This is a genomic window from Streptomyces sp. NBC_00727 (assembly GCF_045161745.1).
Classification (GTDB): Bacteria; Actinomycetota; Actinomycetes; order Streptomycetales; family Streptomycetaceae; genus Streptomyces.
Genome location: NZ_CP108981.1, coordinates 1,181,375 through 1,201,515 on the forward strand (window position 1 = coordinate 1,181,375; position 20,141 = coordinate 1,201,515).

The 20,141-nt window shown below is 72.4% G+C and carries 19 protein-coding genes; 9 read left to right on the forward strand and 10 right to left on the reverse strand.

Annotated elements, in window-relative coordinates; all coding sequences use genetic code 11:
* Window positions 1-5: 5 nt before the first annotated feature.
* Window positions 6-1,256, reverse strand: a complete 1,251-nt coding sequence (locus tag OG242_RS05135) for an FUSC family protein (RefSeq protein WP_405897003.1) — start codon at window positions 1,254-1,256, stop codon at window positions 6-8.
* Window positions 1,257-1,342: 86 nt separating this feature from the next.
* Window positions 1,343-2,998 (reverse strand): FAD-binding dehydrogenase, encoded by a 1,656-nt coding sequence (locus OG242_RS05140; protein ID WP_405897004.1) that lies wholly within the window; start codon window positions 2,996-2,998, stop codon window positions 1,343-1,345.
* A gap of 168 nt (window positions 2,999-3,166) precedes the next feature.
* Between OG242_RS05140 and OG242_RS05145 the strand changes: the two genes are divergently transcribed.
* Genes OG242_RS05145 through OG242_RS05160 form a run of 4 tightly spaced genes read left to right on the forward strand, consistent with a single transcriptional unit; the run spans window position 3,167 to window position 5,365 of the window.
* Complete coding sequence (locus OG242_RS05145) at window positions 3,167-4,057, forward strand: DMT family transporter (RefSeq protein ID WP_405897005.1); 891 nt, start codon at window positions 3,167-3,169, stop codon at window positions 4,055-4,057.
* 48 nt (window positions 4,058-4,105) lie between these two features.
* Complete coding sequence (locus OG242_RS05150; RefSeq protein ID WP_405897006.1) at window positions 4,106-4,633, forward strand: NUDIX domain-containing protein; 528 nt, start codon at window positions 4,106-4,108, stop codon at window positions 4,631-4,633.
* A 28-nt stretch (window positions 4,634-4,661) separates the two neighbouring features.
* Window positions 4,662-5,057, forward strand: a complete 396-nt coding sequence (locus tag OG242_RS05155; protein ID WP_093709544.1) for a YidH family protein — start codon at window positions 4,662-4,664, stop codon at window positions 5,055-5,057.
* A complete protein-coding gene (locus tag OG242_RS05160) occupies window positions 5,054-5,365 on the forward strand; it encodes a DUF202 domain-containing protein (protein WP_405897007.1) in 312 nt (103 codons plus the stop codon). The genes OG242_RS05155 and OG242_RS05160 overlap by 4 nt, the downstream gene beginning before the upstream one ends.
* A gap of 16 nt (window positions 5,366-5,381) precedes the next feature.
* Here the strand turns inward: OG242_RS05160 and OG242_RS05165 are convergent, their stop codons facing one another.
* On the reverse strand, window positions 5,382-6,326 hold the full coding sequence (locus tag OG242_RS05165; protein WP_405897008.1) for an NADP-dependent oxidoreductase: 945 nt from the start codon (window positions 6,324-6,326) through the stop codon (window positions 5,382-5,384).
* 47 nt (window positions 6,327-6,373) lie between these two features.
* Window positions 6,374-7,663, reverse strand: a complete 1,290-nt coding sequence (locus tag OG242_RS05170) for an enolase C-terminal domain-like protein (protein WP_405897009.1) — start codon at window positions 7,661-7,663, stop codon at window positions 6,374-6,376.
* 151 nt (window positions 7,664-7,814) lie between these two features.
* Here OG242_RS05170 and OG242_RS05175 point away from each other — a divergent pair, with 151 nt between their 5' ends.
* Both OG242_RS05175 and OG242_RS05180 read left to right on the forward strand, forming a co-directional pair.
* Window positions 7,815-8,837 carry a phosphotransferase family protein gene (locus OG242_RS05175; protein ID WP_405897010.1) on the forward strand — a complete coding sequence of 341 codons (1,023 nt, stop codon included), beginning with the start codon at window positions 7,815-7,817 and terminating at the stop codon, window positions 8,835-8,837.
* An 8-nt stretch (window positions 8,838-8,845) separates the two neighbouring features.
* A complete protein-coding gene (locus OG242_RS05180; protein ID WP_405897011.1) occupies window positions 8,846-10,060 on the forward strand; it encodes an acyl-CoA dehydrogenase family protein in 1,215 nt (404 codons plus the stop codon).
* Window positions 10,061-10,064: 4 nt separating this feature from the next.
* On the opposite strand, the gene OG242_RS05185 is transcribed toward OG242_RS05180, so the two are convergent.
* Window positions 10,065-10,229: a hypothetical protein gene (locus OG242_RS05185; RefSeq protein WP_165946236.1), complete on the reverse strand. Its 165-nt coding sequence runs from the start codon at window positions 10,227-10,229 to the stop codon at window positions 10,065-10,067.
* Between the two features lie 74 nt (window positions 10,230-10,303).
* On the opposite strand from OG242_RS05185, the gene OG242_RS05190 reads away from it, so the two are divergent.
* On the forward strand, window positions 10,304-11,197 hold the full coding sequence (locus OG242_RS05190; protein WP_405897012.1) for a LysR family transcriptional regulator: 894 nt from the start codon (window positions 10,304-10,306) through the stop codon (window positions 11,195-11,197).
* Here the strand turns inward: OG242_RS05190 and OG242_RS05195 are convergent.
* The 3 genes from OG242_RS05195 to OG242_RS05205 are packed head-to-tail and all read right to left on the reverse strand — an operon-like array spanning window position 11,187 to window position 14,233.
* Complete coding sequence (locus tag OG242_RS05195; protein WP_093709537.1) at window positions 11,187-11,780, reverse strand: TetR/AcrR family transcriptional regulator; 594 nt, start codon at window positions 11,778-11,780, stop codon at window positions 11,187-11,189. The two genes, OG242_RS05190 and OG242_RS05195, sit on opposite strands and share 11 nt — an antisense overlap.
* A 33-nt stretch (window positions 11,781-11,813) precedes the next feature.
* Window positions 11,814-13,472 carry a class I adenylate-forming enzyme family protein gene (locus OG242_RS05200; RefSeq protein WP_405897013.1) on the reverse strand — a complete coding sequence of 553 codons (1,659 nt, stop codon included), beginning with the start codon at window positions 13,470-13,472 and terminating at the stop codon, window positions 11,814-11,816.
* Window positions 13,469-14,233 carry an SDR family oxidoreductase gene (locus OG242_RS05205; protein ID WP_405897014.1) on the reverse strand — a complete coding sequence of 255 codons (765 nt, stop codon included), beginning with the start codon at window positions 14,231-14,233 and terminating at the stop codon, window positions 13,469-13,471. Before OG242_RS05205 ends, OG242_RS05200 begins: the two co-directional genes overlap by 4 nt.
* Window positions 14,234-14,417: 184 nt before the next feature.
* Between OG242_RS05205 and OG242_RS05210 the strand changes: the two genes are divergently transcribed.
* Window positions 14,418-15,704 (forward strand): exo-beta-N-acetylmuramidase NamZ domain-containing protein, encoded by a 1,287-nt coding sequence (locus OG242_RS05210; RefSeq protein ID WP_405897015.1) that lies wholly within the window; start codon window positions 14,418-14,420, stop codon window positions 15,702-15,704.
* Between the two features lie 93 nt (window positions 15,705-15,797).
* Here the strand turns inward: OG242_RS05210 and OG242_RS05215 are convergent, their stop codons facing one another.
* On the reverse strand, window positions 15,798-18,638 hold the full coding sequence (locus tag OG242_RS05215; RefSeq protein ID WP_405897016.1) for a penicillin acylase family protein: 2,841 nt from the start codon (window positions 18,636-18,638) through the stop codon (window positions 15,798-15,800).
* Between the two features lie 229 nt (window positions 18,639-18,867).
* Between OG242_RS05215 and OG242_RS05220 the strand changes: the two genes are divergently transcribed.
* The gene (locus tag OG242_RS05220; protein WP_405897017.1) at window positions 18,868-19,479 is read left to right on the forward strand and encodes a hypothetical protein; all 612 of its coding nucleotides are present in this window, start codon (window positions 18,868-18,870) and stop codon (window positions 19,477-19,479) included.
* A gap of 42 nt (window positions 19,480-19,521) precedes the next feature.
* On the opposite strand, the gene soxR is transcribed toward OG242_RS05220, so the two are convergent.
* Entirely contained in the window at window positions 19,522-20,037 is a 516-nt protein-coding gene (gene soxR / locus OG242_RS05225) for a redox-sensitive transcriptional activator SoxR (RefSeq protein ID WP_405897018.1), read from the reverse strand.
* Window positions 20,038-20,141 lie beyond the last annotated feature (104 nt).

Sequence of the window (20,141 nt, forward strand, 5' to 3'; positions counted from 1 at the left end):
CGCCCTCACCGCACCCCGGCCCCCCTCCGCTTCTCCCGGCCCGCGTCCTTCACCAGGTCCAGGCGGCGGCGGAACGCGAGCAGCCGGGGATGGCGTTCGTGGAGGTAGGCGGAGCGGCGGTCGAGTTCCTGGCCCAGGCGTTCGGCCCGCTTCTCGATGTCGAGCTCGTCCAGGATGCGGTCCACCTCGGCGAGCAGCGCCCCGTGCAGCTGCCACTTCCGGGGGTGCTCCTGTACGGCGGCCAGCAGCATGTCCGCCACCATGTCGCGGGTCACCCGGCTGGCGTCGAGCGCGTCGGTGAGCCGGTCCTCGGCCTCCTCGGCGCTGGCGGCGACCGGGGTCGTGATGAGCAGCGAGAAGCTCTCGATGGCCCCCGCCATCTGTTCGAACAGCTCCGTGAGGTGCCCGGCGACCTCGGCCTGGAAGAGCGGTTCGTCCACCCGGTCCTTGGCGAGGTCGGTCAGCGTCCGGGAAAGCACCCGTACGACGACCGCGCAGATCTCCAGCGTGTCGAGGCCGGTGCGCAGGACCACGCGGTGCAGCAGCCCCTGCCGCACCCTCGGGTTGTACATCAGGCTTTCCTCGGCCTGCCGCAGGGAGGCGTCCACCTCCACGATGTCGTGGTCGAGCCGGCGGGCCCGGTGCAGCCGGTCGGCCGCCTCCGCGACGGTCACCGGACGGGCGAGGTCGCTGCCCAGGTCGCGGAACATCTGCCCCATCTCGCGGGCCAGTCCGTCGATGGACGCGCCCGCGGTCTGCACCCACACGGGCGGGGCGAACAGCAGGTTGAACAGCAGGCCCACGCCTGCGCCGATCAGCGTCTCGAAGACGCGCTCCCACGCCATGCTGGATCGCGCGGTTCCCGAGGTGACACCGAGGACGAGCATGGCGCTGATCGCCACCTCGGGGACGAACTCGTCCACCCGGACCAGTCTGCCGATGATCAGCGCCGTGAAGATGGTCAGCCCCAGGCTCCACCAGGAAATGCCGACCAGGGCGCTGAAGCCGCTCGCGATGAGGACGCCGACGATGACGGCCACCACACGTTTGACCGACATGTTGACGGTGGCGTAGAGGGTCACCTGGACGACGAGCAGCGCGGTCAGCGGTGCGGTCAGGGGTGCGGGTTCGGTCAGCGTCGCGGTCGCCACGGCATAGGCGATCACCGCCGCGCCCGTGGAGCGCAGCGTCTGCGCGGCCACGGGCTCGGTGGTGCGCCGGACGAGGTTGATGACGGGTTCGGCTACTCCTGGCATCTTCTTCCCATGCCCGGATCCGGCGCCTCGGCACCGGTTCCGGCCCAGGAACCCCACCGGACGGACGCGTCCCAGGTGGGAATCCCTCAGCCGACCGCCTTCGCCGCCGCGCGGCCCGCCGCCCGGCCGGAGAAGATGCAGCCGCCGAGGAAGGTGCCTTCCAGGGAGCGGTAGCCGTGCACCCCGCCGCCGCCGAAGCCGGCCGCCTCGCCCGCCGCGTACACCCCGTCCAGCGGGGTGCCGTCCCCGGTCAGGACGCGGGAGGACAGGTCGGTCTCCAGGCCGCCGAGCGACTTGCGGGTCAGGATGTTCAGCCGTACGGCGATGAGCGGCCCGGCCTTGGGGTCGAGGATGCGGTGGGGCGTCGCCGTGCGGATCAGCTTGTCGCCGAGGTAGGTGCGGGCACCCCGGATGGCGGTGATCTGGAGGTCCTTGGTGAAGGGATTGGCGATCTCCCGGTCGCGGGCGGTGATCTCGCGGCGCAGCGCGTCCTCGTCGATGAGCCCGTCCCCGGTGAGCGCGTTCATGCCGCGTACGAGGGCGCCGAGGTCGTTCTCGACGACGAAGTCCACGCCGTTGTCCATGAACGCCTTCACCGGGCCCGGCACGTCCGCGCGGGCCCGGCCGATGACGTCGCGGACCGACTTGCCGGTCAGGTCGGGGTTCTGCTCGGAGCCGGAGAGCGCGAACTCCTTGCCGATGATCTTCCGGTCGAGGACGAACCAGGTGTAGTCGTGGCCGGTGCGCATGATGTGTTCGAGGGTGCCCAGCGTGTCGAAGCCCGGGAAGAGGGGGACGGGCAGCCGCTTGCCGGTCGCGTCCAGCCAGAGGGAGGACGGGCCGGGCAGGATGCGGATGGCGTGCTTGTCCCAGATGGGGTTCCAGTTCTCGATGCCCTCGGTGTAGTGCCACATCCGGTCGCGGTTGATGTGGTGGGCGCCCGCCTCCTCGGCGATGCCGAGCATCAGCCCGTCGACGTGCGCGGGGACCCCGGAGAGCAGCTTGGCCGGCGGGGTGCCGAGCCGGTCGGGCCACTGCTCGCGTACGAGGTCGTGGTTGCCGCCGATGCCGCCCGAGGTGACGATCACCGCCTGGGCCCTGAGCTCGAAGGTGCCGGCGGCCTCACGGCTGCTCGCGGTCCCGCGCGGGGCGGCGCTCGGCTCCAGGATCTCGCCGGTCACCGTGTCGACGGCGCCCCCGGTGCGGGCCAGTCCGGTGACCCGGTGGCGGAAGCGGAAGGTGACCAGGCCCTTGGCGACGCCCTCGCGCACCCGGCGCTCGAAGGGGGCGACGACGCCGGGGCCCGTACCCCAGGTGATGTGGAAGCGGGGCACGGAGTTGCCGTGGCCGTTCGCGTCGTAGCCGCCGCGCTCGGCCCAGCCGACGACGGGGAAGAACCGCATGCCCTGGGCGTGCAGCCAGGAACGCTTCTCACCGGCGGCGAAGTCGACGTACGCCTCGGCCCACTTGCGCGGCCAGTGGTCCTCCTCGCGGTCGAAACCGGCCGTGCCCAGCCAGTCCTGCAGGGCCAGCTCGTGGCTGTCCTTGATGCGCATCCGGCGCTGCTCGGGCGAGTCGACGAGGAAGAGGCCGCCGAAGGACCAGTGCGCCTGGCCGCCGAGCGACTGCTCGGGCTCCTGGTCCAGCAGGATGACCGAGCGGCCCGCGTCCACGAGTTCGGCGGTGGCCACGAGCCCCGCGAGTCCCGCCCCGATCACGATCACATCAGCGTCGTACGCCATGGCTTCCATCCTTGTCGGGGGCTCGCGAAGTTACTGGTGCGTCAGATCTTCGGCACCGCCCGTCCCCACGTCAACCGCCCGGTCGGCCGCGCTGTCCCCGCGCCCGCCGGGGCCAGGCGCTATCGTCGAACCACATCACCCTCTTCCGGCCTGACGTGGGGTGGAGACGTGTCGGTGCTGGTCCTCGTGCTCGCCGTGGCTGCCGCCTGCTGCCTGGGCTTCGGCTTCGTGCTCCAGCAGGCCGCCGCCGCCCACGCGCCCAAGCGCGACTACCTGACGTTCCGGCTGCTGCTCGACCTGATGAAGGTGCGCAGCTGGCTGGCCGGCATCGGACTCATGGTGTGCGGCATGGTGCTGGGCGCCCTGGCGCTCGGCAAGGGCGAGGTCTCCCTCGTCGAACCGCTCCTGGCGACCAACCTGCTCTTCGCGATGGCCCTGTCCCGGCACCGCACCGGCCAGCGGCTGGGCCGGCAGGGCTGGGCGGGGCTCTGGCTGCTGGCCGGCGGGGTCGCCGCGTTCCTGCTGGCGGGCGAACCGCAGGGCGGCCGGGCGGTCTCCAGTCCGCTGCGGCACTGGCTGGTGGTGGGCGTGGTGGCCGGGCTCGCCCTGCTGCTCACCGCGTTCGCCAAGCGCCGGCGGTCGGCCGCGTCCCCGGCGATGCTCGCGGTGGCGGCCGGGCTGCTCTACGGGTTGCAGGACGCGCTGACCCGGGTCAGCGGGCAGCGCTTCTCGGAGGGCGGCTGGTCGGGCCTGGTGACGTCCTGGCAGCCGTACGCGGTGCTCGTCATCGGGGTGACGGGCCTGCTGCTGGTGCAGAGCGCCTTCGAGACGGGGCCGCTGCGGATGTCGCTGCCCGCCCTGACGGCGGCCCAGCCGCTGGCCGGGATCGCCTGCGGGATCGGGTTCATGGGCGACCAGGTGCGGACCGGCACGGGTGCGCTGGCCTGGCAGGCCGTCGGGCTCGCGGCGATCGTGACCGGGATCGTGCTGCTGGGCCTGCACCCGGCGATGCCCGAGGGACCGGTGCGGCGCGGTACGCACAGCCTCCAGCAGCGCTGAGGCCCCGGGCCGGGCGGGGTGCCGGAGGTCTGCTGTTGGATGGCGGGCATGACACCTTCTGACGAGATCCTGGACATCGTCGACGAGAACGACGTGGTCGTGGGGCAGGCCCCGCGCGGCGAGGCGACGGCCCGGGGCCTGCGCCACCGGTGCGTGTTCATCGAGGCCCGGGACGCCGGGGGCCGGGTCTTCGTGCACCGCAGGACCGCGACCAAGCTGGTGTTCCCCTCGCACTACGACATGTTCGTCGGCGGGGTGGTCGGCGCGGGCGAGAGCTACGACGAGGCGGCGCTGCGGGAGGCCGAGGAGGAGCTGGGCGTCTCGGGGCTCCCCCGCCCGGAGCCGCTGTTCAGATTCCTGTACGAGGGCGGCCGGCACACCTGGTGGTCGTCCGTCTACCAGGTCAGGTGTGAACTGCCGGTGCGGCCGCAGGTGGAGGAGGTCGCCTGGCACACCTTCCTGGAGGACGGGGAGCTGGAGCGGCGGCTCGACGACTGGCTGTGGGTGCCGGACGGGCTCGACTGCTACCGGCGGCTGCGGGCCTTCCGGGAAGCGGCCGCAACCGGTCGCGAGTGAACGGAAAAGCGGCGGATAAGGTCCACGCGTGAACGAATTCGTACAGAGCCTGCGGCTGTGGTTCGCGCCGCAGCGCATCCGCGCCGAGGGCGAGACCCCGGACTACCGTTTCTCGCTCGCCAACGAGCGGACCTTCCTGGCCTGGATCCGGACGGCGCTGGCACTGATCGGCGGGGGCTTCGCCGTCGACCAGTTCCTGCCGGAGCTCTCGTGGGGGGTACGGGCCGGCCTGGCGCTCGCGCTGCTGGCGGCCGGTGTGCTGTGCGCGCTGCGGGCGGTCAACCACTGGGTGCGGTGCGAGCGGGCGATGCGGCGCGGCGAGGACCTGCCGGTCTCCCGTTTCCCGACGCTGCTGAGCGTCGCGGTCGCCGTGGTGGCGGTGGCGATGGTGGTGGTGGTCCTCTTCGGCTGGGAGGGCCGGTGACCGCCGAGGAGCGCGACCCGGGCCTCCAGCCCGAACGGACCCGGCTGGCGTGGCGGCGTACGACGCTGTCCTGCACGGTGGCGGCTGTGCTGGCGGTGCGGCAGACGCTGCACGCCGGGGCGACGAGCGCGGGGGTCATCGCGCTGTCGCTGAGCGCGCTGGCCTGGCTGGGGTTCCTGTGGGTCGCGAACCGGCGGGTGCAGAGGATGGGGGGCGCGCGCCCGGAGCCGATGGGGGTGGGGGGCGCGATCACGGCCGCCGCGTGCACGGTGGCCCTGGCGGTGTTCGCGGCGGCGATGCTGTTCTGACGGGCCGCGGCCCCGCTCAGCCCTCCGGCGCGTCCCAGTCCACCGTGACGACGATCTTGCCCCGTGTGCGTCCCTCGGCGTTCAGCCGCTGGGCCGCCGCCGTCTCGGCCAGCGGGAAGACCCGGTCGACGTGGACCGTGACGATGCCCTGCTCGGCCAGTTCCGCGAGGTGCGCCAGATCGTCGGCGTCGGGCCGTACGAACGCGTACCGGCCGCCGTACGAGAAGACCTCGGTGTCCACGATGGAGGCGAGGCGCCCGTCGGGGCCCAGGGTGTCGGCGGAGGCGCGCAGGGCGTCCCCGCCCACGGTGTCGAAGGCGGCGTCGATGCCGTCGGGGGCCAGTGCCCGCAGCCGGTCCGCGAGCCCGTCCCCGTACTCCACGGGCTCCGCGCCGAGCCGCCGCAGATGGTCGTGGTTGCGTTCGCTCGCGGTGCCGATGACGCGGCAGCCGGCGTGCCGGGCGAGCTGGACGGCGAGCGATCCGACGCCGCCGGCCGCCGCGTGGACGAGGACGGTGTCACCCTCCTGGACGCGCAGGGTGCGGTGGAGGACCTGGTAGGCGGTGAGCCCGGCCAGGGGCAGGCCCGCCGCCTCCTCGAAGCTCAGGCGCAGCGGTTTGCGCGCGAGGGTGCGCACGGGCGCGGCCACGTATTCGGCGAAGGTCCCCCGGCTCAGGAAGTCCTCGCGGACGTAGCCGATGACCTCGTCGCCCACCGCGAACTCGTCCACGGCGACGCCGGGCTGGACGACGACCCCGGAGACGTCCCAGCCGGGGACCACCGGGAAGACCGTGTCGAGCATGCCGTCCAGATTGCCTTCGCGGGCCTGCCGGTCGACCGGGTTCACGGCCGCCGCCCGGACCTTGACCAGGACGGTGTCGGGGCCCACCTTCGGGTCGGGCCGCTCGCCGTACTCCAGGACACCCTCGTCGCCGAATCGGCTGTAACTGATCGCCTTCATACTCCGACCCTCGCGGCGCGCCGGGGCGCCCGCAACTCAGCCGGGCGTCACCAACGCGGGATGGACGGGGTGCGCCACTCCGGCTCGGCCTTGCGCATCGCGGCGGCGTCGTCGCGCTCGCGCATGGTGCCGTCGTCGTCGAGCCAGCGCCGGTGGAGTGCGGCGAGCCGGTCCCGGTCGAGTTCGACGCCGAGGCCGGGGGCGTCGGAGACGGTGAGGCGGCCGTCCTCGAAGACATGGCGGGCGGTGATGACGTCCTCGGTCTGCCAGGGGTAGTGGCTGTCGCAGGCGTAGTCCAGGTTGGGGACGGTGGCCGCGACGTGCGTCATGGCGGCGAGGCTGATCCCGAGGTGGGTGTTGGAGTGCATGGAGAGCCCGACGCCGTGCAGACGGCAGATCGCGGCGAGTTCGCGGGTGCGGTGCAGCCCGCCCCAGTAGTGGTGGTCGGACAGGACGACCTGGACGGCGTCCCGGGCGAACGCCTCGGGGACCTCGGCGAGCGTGGTGACGCACATGTTGGTGGCCAGCGGCACGTCCGTGCCCGCCGCGACGGCCGCCATCGCGTCCGTGCCGCTCGCCGGGTCCTCCAGGTATTCGAGTACGTCCTTCAGCTGCTCGGCGACGTACAGCGAGGTCTCCACGGACCAGGCGCCGTTGGGGTCCAGGCGCAGTGGCTGTCCGGGGAACGCCTCGGCGAGCGCGCGGACGGCGGCGATCTCCTCGTCGGGCGGGAGGACGCCGCCCTTGAGCTTGAAGGAGGAGAAGCCGTGGTCGCGGGCGAAGCGGCGGGCCTGGGCGACGACGCCGGCCGGGTCGAGGGCCGCGCCCCAGTCGTCGCGCCCGCCGCCCTCCGGGTGGGCGGCCCAGCGGTAGAAGAGGTACGCGCTGTACTCGACCCGGTCGCGGACCTTGCCGCCGAGCAGCGCGTGCACCGGCAGCCCCACCGCCTTGCCGAGCGCGTCCAGGCAGGCCACCTCGAAGCCGGAGACCACGGAGAGGCGCAGCTTGCCGGCGGTCTGGACGCCGCGCAGCCCGCCCGCGTCGACCCGCGCGTCGGCCGCCCGTGAATCACCGCACACCTCGTCGGCCAGGGCGAACAGCCCGTTCACATCGCTGACCGGGCGGCCGGGCAGGGCGGCGGCCAGGGGGGCGGCGAGTTCGAGGTACTTGCCGTCGCCGTAGGTCTCCCCGATGCCGGTGACCCCGCCCCGGGTGACGACCTCCACGACGAGCCGGGGCGTGTACGGCTGGTGGACGCCCTGGGTGTTGAGCAGGGGCGGGTCGGCAATGAGGATCGGGGTCAGCCGGACTTCGTCGATCAGCAGCGCGGTATCCATACGTGAACCCTATTCAGAGATGAGATCGAGCGCCAGGGCCGGGGACGACAGGACCGGAGTCCCCGCATCCGGTTCCGCGGACGCACTGGACGACATACCGACTGGTCGGCATCATGAGAGCGACCGTTCGCCCACCCCGGAGGTACGCACGATGAGCCACGTCCATCCGCCAGGTCTCGACCTCGACCGGCTGCGCGGACACCTGGACCGCGAGCGTCCGGGACTGGTGAACGGACCGCTCGACGCGCGCGTCGTGGAGGGCGGCCGGTCGAACCTGACGTACGTCGTCACCGACGGCACCGGCCAGTGGGTCGTCCGCCGGCCCCCGCTGGGGCACGTCCTGGCCACCGCGCACGACATGAAGCGCGAGCACCGGGTGATCAGCGCCCTGCACCCGACGGCCGTCCCGGTCCCCGAACCGCTCCTCCTCTGCGAGGACGACTCGGTGATCGGCGCGCCCTTCTACGTCATGGAGTACGTCGAGGGCACCCCGTACCGCACGGCCGAGCAGCTGGCCCCGCTCGGCCCGGAACGCACCCGCGCCGCGGTGCTCGCGCTCGTCGACACGCTCGTCGAACTGCACGCCGTGGACCCCGAGGCGGTCGGGCTCGCCGACTTCGGGCGGCCCGAGGGCTTCCTCGACCGGCAGCTGCGCCGCTGGGGCAAGCAGCTGGACGCCTCCCGCAACCGCGAGCTGCCCGGCATCGACGAACTGCACGCGGCGCTCGGCCGGGAGCTGCCCGTCTCCCCCGCGCCCACCGTGGTGCACGGCGACTACCGCCTGGACAACGCGCTGATCGGCGCCGACGACGAGATCAAGGCCGTGCTGGACTGGGAGATGTCCACGCTCGGCGACCCGCTGACCGACCTCGGGCTGCTCGTCATGTACAGCTCCGACCTGGGGCTGCCGGAGTCGCCGGTCTCCACGACCAGCGGCGCGCCCGGCCATCCGACCCCCGCCGAGCTGATCGAGCGCTACGCCGCCCGCTCCGGCCGCGACACCTCCGCCATCTCCTGGTACACGGCCTTCGCCTGGTTCAAGCTCGCCGTGATCCTGGAGGGCATCCACTACCGCTACACCCTCGGCCAGACGGTCGGCGGCGGCTTCGACCGCATCGGCGACCTCGTCCCCGTCTTCATCGAGCACGGCCTCACCACCCTCCAGGAAGGCTGAACCACCCCATGGACTTCGCATTCGACGCCCGTACCGAGGAGCTGCGCACCCGGCTGCTCGCCTTCATGGACGAGCACGTATACCCGGCCGAACGGATCGCGGACGAGCAGCGCGCCGGACTGGACTCCCCGTGGCAGACCCCGCAGATCGTGGCGGACCTGAAGGCGGAGGCCCGCCGGCAGGGCCTGTGGAACCTCTTCCTGCCGGGCACCGGGCACGGGGCCGGGCTGAGCAACCTCCAGTACGCGCCGCTGGCGGAGATCCTGGGCCGCTCGCCACGCCTGGCGCCCACCGCGACCAACTGCGCCGCGCCGGACACCGGGAACATGGAGGTGCTGGCCGAGTTCGGCACCGACGAACAGCAGAAGCGGTGGCTGGAGCCGCTGCTGGCCGGGGAGATCCGCTCGGCGTTCGCGATGACGGAGCCGGAGGTCGCCTCCTCGGACGCGACCAACATCGAGACCCGGATCATCCGCGACGGCGGTGACTACGTCATCAACGGCCGCAAGTGGTACATCTCCGGGGCGATGAACCCGGACTGCGAGATCTTCATCGTGATGGGCAAGACCGACCCGGACGGCGCGGACATCCGCCGCCAGCAGTCGCAGATCCTCGTCCCCCGGGACACCCCCGGTCTGACGGTGAAGCGTGCCATGCAGGTGTACGGCTACGAGGACCACTGGCACGGCGGCCACGCGGAGGTCGTCTTCGACAACGTGCGGGTGCCGGCGGCGAACCTGATCGGCGAGGAGGGCGGCGGCTTCGCCATCGCCCAGGCCCGGCTGGGTCCGGGGCGCATCCACCACTGCATGCGGCTCATCGGGATGGCGGAGCGCGCGATCGAGCTGATGTGCCGGCGCGCGGTCTCCCGTACCGCCTTCGGCAAGCCGCTGGCCCAGCAGGGCGTCGTGCAGAACTGGATCGCGGACGCCCGGGTCACCGTCGAGCAGCTGCGGCTGCTGGTGCTGAAGACGGCCTGGCTGATGGACACGGTCGGCAACCGGGGCGCGCACACCGAGATCCAGTCCATCAAGATCGCCACCCCGCGCGCGGTGGTCGCTATCCTCGACCAGGCGGTGCAGTTGCACGGCGCGGGCGGGGTGAGCCAGGACTTCCCGCTCGCCGAGCTGTGGGCCTCGGCCCGGACGCTGCGGCTGGCGGACGGCCCGGACGAGGTGCACCAGCGCTCGCTGGCCCGGCGGGAGATCAAGAAGTACCTGTAGGGCTTCAATAACCGCCGTACGGCACGTGATCGGCCAGGGCCAGTTCGCGGGCGAAGGCCCGTACCCGCAGCAGGGTGCGGGCCAGCAGCCGGACCGGGACCGGACGGTGGGGGCCGTACGCGACGGCCCACAGGGCGGGGATGCGGGTGGAGCTCTGGATGTGCGCCATGAATCCAGCTTGACCCCGGTCCGTGAGGCGGTCCAACAGATGGATTCGCTGCCACCCATCGATAACGTAGATGCATGGAGATTCGCCAGCTCCGCCACTTCACGGCGGTGGTCACGCACGGCAGTTTCACCGCCGCCGCCCGCGCCGAACTGATCGTGCAGTCCGCGCTCAGCACGTCCGTGCGCAACCTCGAACGGGAGCTGGGCGCCGAGCTGTTCGACCGCACCGGCCGCCGGGTGGTCCTCACCGAGGCGGGCCGGGCGCTGCTGCCCGCCGCGCGCACGGTGCTCGCGGGGACGGACGCCGCGCGGGACGCGGTGGCGGCCGTGTCGGGGCTGGCCACCGGGCGAGTACGCGTGGGCACGATCCAGACGCTGACCTGCGTGGACCTGGCCGCCGAACTGGCCGCGTTCCACGGGCTGTGGCCCGGGGTGCAGATCTCGCTGCGCGAGGCGACCACACCGGAGCTGGTGGCGGGGGTGCGTGCCGGGGAGCTGGACCTCGCCTTCCTGGCGCCGGACGCCGCCGCGCTGCCCGAGGGGCTCACCGCGTTCGCGACCTGGCACGAGGACCTGGTGCTGATCACCGCGCCCGGGCACCCCCTCGCGACGGCCGGGCGCACCCTGATCAAGGACCTCGCCGACGAGCCGTTCGTGGACTTCCGCGCGGGCACGGGCCTGGAGACGGCGGTGCGCCGGCTGGCCGCGCACTGCGGTCTGGAGCGCCGGATCACCTGTGACGTCACGCAGATCCGGCTGCTGGTCGACCTCGTCCGGGCGGGCATCGGGGTGGCGATCGTGCCGCGCCGGATCGGCGAGGACGCGGGGCTGCCGTGCGTGACCATCCGGCAGCCGGAGCCGGGCCGGACGGTGCTTCTGGTGGGCCGGGCGCCCCGGCCGCGCAACCCGGCGGCGGAGGCGCTGCTCGGGCAGCTGTGCGGCGAGGAGCCCGCCTTCGCTACGGTCTGAGCGCCCGCAGCAGCAGGTCGGCCAGGTGGTCGGCGACCTCCTGCGGGGTGAGGGGGCCGTCCGGGCGGTACCAGGTCGACAGGTGGTGGACCGACCCGAAGTGGTAGTCGACGATGAGGTCCGCCGGGGTGGCCGTGGAGAACACCCCGCTGCGCTGGCCCTCCTCGACCAGGGCGCGGAAGCGCTCGTGGTAGCGCCGCCGCTCGCCCCGTACCTGCTTGTTCTTCTCGGGGCTCAGGTGGTGCATGGAGCGGAAGAAGATCGAGGCGTCGTCGAGGTTGTCGATGGTGGTGACGACCACGTCCGCCGCCGCGTCGCGCAGCCGCTGCTCGATGGGCGCCTCGGCGTTCGCGAAGGCGTCGAGCCGCTCCTGCTGGAGGCGCAGCACGCGGGCGTACACCTCCTGGAGCAGGTCCTCCTTGGAACCGAAGTAGTGGTACAGCGCCCCCTTGGTGACGCCGGCCGCCTCGACGATCTCCTGGACCGAGGTGCGGTCGTAGCCCTGCTCGGCGAAGAGCCTCGTGGCGGCGGCCAGCAACCGCTGGGGGACGGGGGTGCCGTTCCCGTCCGTCTCCTTGGCCATAGCCGCCGCCTTCCTTCCATACGTATGCCTGTACTACCGGGGGGAACGCAGTTCCCGCCTGAGGATCTTCCCACTTGCCGTCTTGGGCAGCTCGGCCAGGATCTCGACCTCGCGCGGGTACTTGTACGCGGCGAGCCGTTCCTTGCAGTACGCGCCCAGCTCGTCCGGCTCCACGGACGCGCCGGGCCGCAGGCTGACGTAGGCCCGGACGGTCTCGCCCCGGTAGGCGTCGGGCACGCCCACGACGGCGGCCTCGCGGACGGCCGGGTGCGTGTAGAGGACGTCCTCCACCTCGCGGGGCCAGACCTTGAAGCCGGAGGCGTTGATCATGTCCTTCTTGCGGTCGACGACGTAGAGCCAGCCCTCGCGGTCCATGAACCCGATGTCGCCGGTGCGCAGCTCGCCGTCGGGGAAGGCGGCGGCGGTGGCCTCGGGCAGTCCCCAGTAGCCGGAGACGACCTGCGGGCCGCGCACCGCGATCTCGCCCTGCTCCCCGAAGGGCACCTCCGCACCGTTCTCGTCCAGGATGCGGACGACGGTGTCCGGGCCGGGCACGCCGACCGAGAGGGTGCCGGAGACCGGGTCGACGGGCGCCTCGCGCTCCGGGGGTACGGAGGCGCAGGGGGCGGTGCACTCGGTGAGGCCGTAGCCGTTGCGTATGTACGGGCCGAAGCCGGACCGGAACTGCTCCACGAGCGCGGGCGGCAGCGGCGCCCCGCCGGAGGAGATGACCTGGAACGACGCGAAGTGCTCGGGCGTCACGCCGGGCGTCGCGGCCAGGGCCATGAAGGCGGTGGAGGGGCCGACGGTGTACGCGGGCCGGTGCTCGGCGAAGGCGTCGAGGACGACGCCGGGGTGGAAGCGGTAGGCGAGGACCAGGGTGCCCGCGTTGGTGAGGCAGGCGGCCAGCTGGCAGACCATGCCGGTGATGTGGAAGAGCGGGGCGAGCGCGAAGTAGGCGGCGCCCTCGGGGACGGGGTGGCCGGTGCGCTGGCGTTCGGCGTTGACCATGATGTTGCCGTGGGAGTTCAGGGCGCCCTTGGGGGTGCCGCTGGTCCCGGAGGTGTAGCTGATCAGCGCGGTGTCGGCGGCGGTGAGGTCCCGGCCCGCCGGGGCGGCGAGGCCCTGGCGGGCGACGGCGACCAGGTCGTCGGCGTCCCCGGCGGCGGGCAGCCGCTCGAAGTTCAGCACCCGCTCGTCGCTCTTCGTCTGGAGGTCCAGCTCGCAGGCGGTGAGCGCGATCCGGACCCCGGGCGAGGCGGCGGCGGTGTCCCGGAGGTACGCCTCCCAGGCCCGGTCCGAGCAGATGAGCGCGGTGACCCGGGCGTCCTTGAGTACGTGGCCCACCTCGGCGGACTTGTACATCGGGTTGAGCGGGACGACGGTGGCGCCGGCCTTCCAGGCGCCGAGGAGCGCGAGGACGAACTGCGGGGAGTTCTGGAGCATGATCGCGACCCGGTCGCCGCGCTCCAGGCCCCGGGCGGCGAGGTGGCCGGCCACGGAGTCGGAGAGCTCGTCCGTCGCGCGGTAGGTGAGGCGGCCGTCGAAGTAGGCGAGCGCCGGGTGGTCCGGGGTGCGGCCGGCGGACTCGCGGAAGGCGTGCACCAGGGTCTCGGCGGGGTGAACGGGGGCCCGCTGGGCCTCGCTGAGCAGCGGGAGCCAGGGCTTCGCCGCGTAGATGGACTCGGTCATGCGCCGGTCTCCTCCCAGGTGCGCTGGAGGCGGTTCATGCCGCGGATCCAGCGGTCGGTGTCGGCGGCCCTGGCTTCGTAGTAGCGGCCGACCTCGGGGTGCGGCAGGACCAGGAAGCGGTCGTTCGCCATGGCGTCGAACAGGGCGTCCGCGACGGCCTCGGGCTCGATGGCACCGGGCGCGAGGACGAGCTCGCCGGCAGATCCGGCGGCGGTGAGCATGTCCGTACGCACGCCCTGCGGGCAGATCGCGTGGACCTTCACGCCACGGTGCCGGTAGGTCAGCGACAGCCACTCGGCGAAGGCGACCGCGCCGTGCTTGGTAACGCTGTACGGGGCGGCGCCGATCATGGTCAGCAGCCCGGCGGCGGACGCCGTGGAGACGAACCGGCCGCTGCCGCGCTCCAGCCAGTCCGGGAGCAGCGCGCGGGCCGCCCGGACGTGGGCCATCACATTGACGTCCCAGGCCGCGGCCCAGACCTCCTCGTCGGCCATCGGGTCGCCCGGCGAGGCGAGGCCCGCGTTGGCGCAGTACACGTCGATGGTGCCCTCCAGCGCGTCCCGGGCCGCGTCCACGATCCGGGAGGCGTCCCCGGCGACCGCGATCGCGCCGGTCTCCTCGGCGAGCGCCTTGATCCGGGACTCGTCGAGGTCGTTGACGACGACCCGTGCGCCCTCGGCGGCGAATCTGCGGGCGAGGGCGGCTCCGATGCCGCCTCCGGCCCCGGTGACCACCACGCCCGCGCCCTGCACCGTACTCATCGCTCTCGCACCTCTCAGCCGGCTGCACGGGCAGACTAACCAGTCGGTATGTCGTGAGGGAAGGGGTGGGCCCGTCTCATCGGCCACTCCGGGCGCGGCGGCCCCGTCCGACACGTTCCCCCGGGCCTCTCCGCGCGCTAGCGTGCGTGACCATGACACTCGTCGCGATCTTGGAGGTAGCCGAATGAGCCTGTCCAGGCGTGGTTTGCTGACCGCCGGAGGTGCGATGGGAGCCCTCGCGGCCACGGCGGCCTCGGCCGGCCCCGCGGCCGCCGGCACGTCGCACGGCAAGGGTCACGGGCACGGTGACGGGGGCGGGCGGCGGGTCCGCACCGGCTTCGACCGGCTGGCGGCGGACGGCTACGCCCTGCTGAAGGGGCAGCGGGTCGGCGTCGTCACCAACCCGACCGGGATCACCTCCGACGTCCGGCACATCGTGGATGTGATGCACCCGGACGGCCGGGTGGACCTCACCGCCGTCTTCGGCCCCGAGCACGGCTTCCGGGGCACCGCGCAGGCGGGCGGCTCGGAGGGCCGCTACGACGACCCGGCGACCGGGCTGCCGGTCTACGACACGTACCTGAAGAGCGGTCAGGCCCTCGCGGACGTCTTCACCGCGTCCGGCGTGGACACGATCGTCTTCGACATCCAGGACGCCGGCGCCCGCTTCTACACGTACATCTGGACGCTGTACGACTGCATGGAGGCGGCGGCGCTCGCGGGCAAGCGGTTCGTTGTGCTGGACCGGCCGAACCCGGTGTCGGGGCGGGCGGCGCTCGGGCCCGTGCTCGACCCGGCGTTCGGCACGTTCGTGGGCCGCCGGGAGATCTCCCAGGCGCACGGCATGACGGTCACCGAGCTGGCGCTGCTGTTCAACGGGGAGTTCCTGAAGGACCGCCCGGCCGAGCTGGAGATCGTGAAGATGTCGGGCTGGTCGCGCTCGGACTTCTTCGACGGGACCGGGCTGCCGTGGGTGCCGCCGAGTCCCAACATGCCGACACCCGACACGGCGCTCGTCTACTCCGGCACCTGCCTGTTCGAGGGGACGAACCTGTCCGAGGGGCGCGGCACGACCCGCCCGTTCGAGCTGCTGGGCGCGGAGGGCATCGACCACCGCTGGGCGGACGCGGCCAACGCGCTGGAGCTGCCCGGAGTGGCGTTCCGCGAGGCGTACTTCGCGCCGACGTTCTCCAAGTTCCAGGGCAGGACCGTGGGCGGGGTGCAGCTGCACGTCCAGGACCGCGAGCTCTTCGACCCGGTGCGCACGGGGATCGCGCTGCTGGTCACCGCGAAGCGGACGTGGAGCGGGTTCGCGTGGCGGTCGGACAACTGGATCGACAAGCTGACCGGCAACACGCGGGTGCGCACGATGATCGATGCGGGGGCGGATGTGGACGAGGTCGTCGGCGGGTGGGCGGATGACCTCGCGGCGTTCCGGGGTGTGCGGAAGCGGTATCTGCAGTACCGGTGAGTGGGCGGGCGGGCCCGCGCGCGTGTTGCCTGTGCGCGCGGGCCCGCCCGGCGAACCGGTTCCGTCCTCAAACGCCGGACGGGCTGGGATGGTTCAGCGGTGTGACGGGAACTCCACCACCTGCTGGTACGTCGGGCGGTTCTGCCAGTGGATGGACTTCTGGGCGATTCCGCCGAGCGCGCGGTGGATGATCGAGTCCGTGCACCACTGGTCGCCGGCCTCGCAGTTGTCGTCGCCCGGGTAGACCTCGGTCGCCGGTACCGCCGCCGCCTCCTTGAGCGAGGACAGCAGCGCCGTACGGCAGGCGCTCAGGTCGCCGCCTCCGCAGTAGGACTTGGCCAGCGGGCCCTTGACCGGCTGCCCGAGCACCTGGCGCAGGTCCTTGTCGGCGAAGCCCCACCAGCCGTACTGGAAGGCCGAACCGCTGTGCGCCCCGCTCGGTCCGTGGCTGGCGGCCGGGGACTCGTCGGTGGCGAGGTTCGCGGTGAGCGCCCCGTACAGGTCGTCTCCGAGACCGGGCCGGAACTCCGCCTCGATGAGCTTCGGCCACCACGCGTCCATGATCCGTACCGCGTCGGCGTGGGTGTACGTGTGCGAGCCGGGGCTGCTCTCCTTGCGCTGGGCGCCCGACGCGCGCCAGGAGTCCAGCTGCTGGACCACCGCGTTCAGGTCCGGGTCGGTGACCGGCTGGGAGCGGACGACCTTCAGCAGCTCGGGCAGCAGCTGCTCGCCGCGCAGGTCGGTGAGGGCCGCGTCCGCCATCGCGCGGGTCAGCGAGGCGCGGGTCACGCCGCCCTCGTCGACGAGCTTCGAGACCCGGTCGTCCAGCAGGTCGCCCCGGTGCACCGCGCTGAGCCCGAAGCCCGAAGCGGCGTACCCCTCGGCCTGCTTGTTGTTCCAGGAGATGTAGTAGTCCTGCCCGCTGGAGTGCGGGTGCTCGGCGAACGGGGTGTACGCGGCGGTGTTGGCCGCCGGGTCGTAGCCCTGCCACTCGTACGCCTTCCCGGCCCTGATCGGCAGCGCCGGGTCGACGCCGGACGGGCGCACCGGGTTCATGCCGCTGTTGTAGTAGGCGGCGGTGCGGGAGTCGGCGTAGAACCAGTTGAAGGCGTAGTCGATGTTGCTCGCCGCCTGCTGGAAGGAGGCCGCGTCGGTGACGTACGCCGGGTCGTTGAGCATCTGGAAGCCGATGATGGAGTCGGCCTCGTGGCGGTAGGTGGAGCGCAGCGAGGTATACGCGACGGGCTTGCCGGCCACCGTGGCGCGGTGGGTGACGATGCCGTAGTCCGTGCGCCACACCTGCATCCGGTAGGAGCCCTTGGCGGTGGAGTCGGCGACGGTCGGCTTCCAGGAGTTGGACTTCTCCATCTTCTCCATCGCGGTGCAGGCGCCCCGGTAGAGGTAGTGCGTGGAGTCCTTGGTGGGCGCCGAGCCGTCGGGCTCGCACAGGTCGATGGCGTACGTGTCGGTGATGTCCTGGCCGGCCGAGGTGGCGCTCCAGGCGTAGTCCTGGCCGCGCCCCATCTGGATGTACATGCCGACGCCGGCGAAGGAGACGCCGCGGGCGCTGATGCCGGGGCCCTGGAGCTCCTGGAGCATCATCAGCTGCGGCGCGAAGTAGCCGGTCTGCGGCCCGAACACGGCGATCGGGTGCCCGCTCGCGGAGCTCTTGCCGGACACCACCAGGGCGTTGGACATCCCGCGCTTCTGGGCGCCGGAGCCGGAGCCGGGCAGCGAGCCCTCCGGGATGACACCGTCGTCGAAGATGCCCTGCGCCTTCTTGAGCGTCGCCGGAGCCTTGACGGGCGCCTTCACCCCGGTGCCCGCGGAGCCGGTGCGGTCGTGAATGAGCGGTTCGGCGGTCACCGAGCCCGGGTCCGGGAGGGCGGTGCCGACAGCCTTGGCGGGCTTGTTGGCGTACGGGAAGGAGGTGCCGTCGTGGATGGTGAGCACGGCCTCCGGGTCGTTGCGCTGGCGGAACGACTCCCAGACCTTGGTGCCCTCGGCGACACCGTACTTCTGCTGGGCGGACAGCAGTGACAGGGCCGCTTGCACCTCGCCGCCGCCCCCGCCGCCGAACTGGCCGCCGACTACCGAGGCGATGGAGATCAGGTCGGTCAGCTTGAACGGCTGGATCTCGCCTATGTTCGTGATGGCGTCGATCTTGCCGGTCAGGACGTACTCGCCGGGGAAGTAGCGGCCGTCCTTCGACTTCTTGCGGTAGGCGTTGATGCCGTCGATGTACGCCTGCGCGTCCGCCATGGCCTGTTCGCCCCTGGCCCCCTCATGGGTCCTGATGTACTCGACCTGGGCCTCCAGATCAGCCTCGGTGTACGGGGCCTGCGGCCAGAACTGCTGCTCCAGGCCCTGGTTGGCGAGGGCCCCGCCCGCGAACGAGGTCAGCTCGCCGCGCCCGATGTGCCGGAAGAGGTCCATCAGCCAGAGCCGGTCCTGACCTGCGGCGTACCCGGCGCCGAACTCGGTGCCGTAGCGGGTGGTGCCCTTGATGTGCGGGACGCCGGAGGACTTGTCGCGGGTGATGGTGACGTCGTCGCGGGGCGAGGTGACGGACTCCACCTGGTCCTTCGGTACGCCGAAGGAGGCGTCGTTGAAGAAGTCGGTGAGCTTCTGGTCGGTGAGCCCCGTGTGCCCGGCGACCAGGCCGTTGTAGCGGTCGAGCTGGTCGTCGCTGTGCGCGGGGTGGGTGCCGAACGCCTTGTTGCCGAGGATTTCGACGAGGGTGGCGTTGCCGTTCTCGCCGGGCGGCAGGATGTCGTCACACTGCCCCTGGCAGTAGTCGGGGACGGGTTCCGCCTCGGCGGCGCCCGCGTGCGGCGCGGCGGCGAGCAGGGACGTGCCCAGGGCGAGGGCGGCGGCGAGCGCGGCGGCTCTGGTGGTACCGGTGCGGGCGGTCATACGGGTGCGTGGGGGCATGCGTACTCCTCCGAGAGGCCGATGCGCGGCAGGTTACCGGCGGTATAACCGGCCGGTAAGGTGAACATCGGTCACCTTTTCCGAATCACCACATGCCGACGGATTCTGTGCGCTGTCTCACCCATCGGACATCCGGGCCTTTGGATGGAGCCGATCCGGGCAGTCGTACGTCCATCCCCTGACGCCGAAGTACGGGCGACGGAGTACGAGCGACGGAGGTGGCGGTGCAATGGCCGGTTTCCGGAGTCTGGCGAGACAGGTCCGCGACCCGAGGAGCGATCTGGCACTGCGGCGGCACTCGCTGCGCAAGTGCCTGGAGCGCTTCGCCCCTTACGGGCACCGGGCGACCTGGGACCATCTGTGCGCACGGCACGGCATAGCACCCGAGGACCGGGCCCCGGACCCGGTGCGGCTGGTGCGGGCCCTGGAGGAGCTGGAGCGGGCCCGCACGGTCTGGCTCGGTTACGAGGCGGGGTTCGCGGAGCGCCGCAGGCGGGAGAAGCACCGGGGGCTGCGCCGGCCGGGCGCCTTCGACGACTGGCACCGGCGCACCTGGGGCGGCAACGGGGTCGCCCGCTGCGACGACCCGGCGGTGCACCCCTCGGCGCCGCTCGCCGAGGTGCTGGCCCGGCTGATCTCGGCCCTGGAGGCGGAGCCGGGCGCCGGCTGCCCGGTGTGCGCCCGGACCCGGATCACCTGGCGGCACGACCTGGACAGCGAGCCGTGGTCGGGGCCGGTGTGCACGGGGTGCGGGATCGTGGTGCCGCAGCCGGCGCTCACCCCGGCGGCCCTGGCGAGGGCCCGCAGCGACCGGGCCGGCCACCTGGCCTCGGCGGCCTGACACACGAGCGGCCCGCCGCGCGGGCCGCCCGACACACGCCGGTCAGCAGCAGTCCTCGGCGTCCTCCGCCGGCTTGCGGCTCGCCGGTGCGCGGTTTGCCGCACGGCGTTCCGGCATCAGGCGCGAGCCGGTGATCTTCTCGCCGTTGATGTCGTCCGGGTTGGACAGGACGCAGGTCTCCAGCGAGAGGCAGCCGCAGCCGATGCAGTCGGTGAGGTGGTCGCGGAGCCGGCCCAGCTGCGTGATCCGGTCGTCCAGTTCGGAGCGCCAGGCATGCGAGAGCCGCGCCCAGTCGTCGCGGTTCGGTGTGCGCTCCTCGGGGAGTTCGGCCAGCGCCTCGCGGATCGTGGCCAGCGGGATGCCCACCCGCTGGGCGGCGCGGACGAAGGCGACCCGGCGCAAGGCGTCCCGGCTGTAGCGGCGCTGGTTCCCGCTGGTGCGGCGGCTGCCGATCAGGCCCTTGGCCTCGTAGAAGTGCAGGGCCGACACGGCGGCGCCGCTGCGTGCGGAGAGCTGGCCGACCGTGAGTTCATGAAGTGTCTGCGGGATCTGGGGCACCCGTCGAAGCCTACGTGGCCCGCCCCCCGCCGGTCCGTCGTTGACAGGAACGCACGCGCCAACCATGCTGAGCAAGCGCTTAGACAGTGCGCGACGGATGGTCG

Bases quoted from the DNA above. Each gene is read 5' to 3' on its own strand.
- OG242_RS05195 (WP_093709537.1), bottom strand. From the start codon at position 11,780: ATGGCCAAGGAGACGGACGGGAACGGCACCCCCGTCCCCCAGCGGTTG.
- OG242_RS05215 (WP_405897016.1), bottom strand. From the start codon at position 18,638: ATGCCCCCACGCACCCGTATGACCGCCCGCACCGGTACCACCAGAGCC.
- OG242_RS05165 (WP_405897008.1), bottom strand. From the start codon at position 6,326: ATGAAGGCGATCAGTTACAGCCGATTCGGCGACGAGGGTGTCCTGGAG.
- OG242_RS05135 (WP_405897003.1), bottom strand. From the start codon at position 1,256: ATGCCAGGAGTAGCCGAACCCGTCATCAACCTCGTCCGGCGCACCACC.
- OG242_RS05150 (WP_405897006.1), top strand. From the start codon at position 4,106: ATGACACCTTCTGACGAGATCCTGGACATCGTCGACGAGAACGACGTG.
- OG242_RS05140 (WP_405897004.1), bottom strand. From the start codon at position 2,998: ATGGCGTACGACGCTGATGTGATCGTGATCGGGGCGGGACTCGCGGGG.
- OG242_RS05180 (WP_405897011.1), top strand. From the start codon at position 8,846: ATGGACTTCGCATTCGACGCCCGTACCGAGGAGCTGCGCACCCGGCTG.
- OG242_RS05175 (WP_405897010.1), top strand. From the start codon at position 7,815: ATGAGCCACGTCCATCCGCCAGGTCTCGACCTCGACCGGCTGCGCGGA.
- OG242_RS05185 (WP_165946236.1), bottom strand. From the start codon at position 10,229: ATGGCGCACATCCAGAGCTCCACCCGCATCCCCGCCCTGTGGGCCGTC.
- OG242_RS05205 (WP_405897014.1), bottom strand. From the start codon at position 14,233: ATGAGTACGGTGCAGGGCGCGGGCGTGGTGGTCACCGGGGCCGGAGGC.
- OG242_RS05200 (WP_405897013.1), bottom strand. From the start codon at position 13,472: ATGACCGAGTCCATCTACGCGGCGAAGCCCTGGCTCCCGCTGCTCAGC.
- OG242_RS05190 (WP_405897012.1), top strand. From the start codon at position 10,304: ATGGAGATTCGCCAGCTCCGCCACTTCACGGCGGTGGTCACGCACGGC.
- OG242_RS05170 (WP_405897009.1), bottom strand. From the start codon at position 7,663: ATGGATACCGCGCTGCTGATCGACGAAGTCCGGCTGACCCCGATCCTC.
- OG242_RS05210 (WP_405897015.1), top strand. From the start codon at position 14,418: ATGAGCCTGTCCAGGCGTGGTTTGCTGACCGCCGGAGGTGCGATGGGA.
- OG242_RS05220 (WP_405897017.1), top strand. From the start codon at position 18,868: ATGGCCGGTTTCCGGAGTCTGGCGAGACAGGTCCGCGACCCGAGGAGC.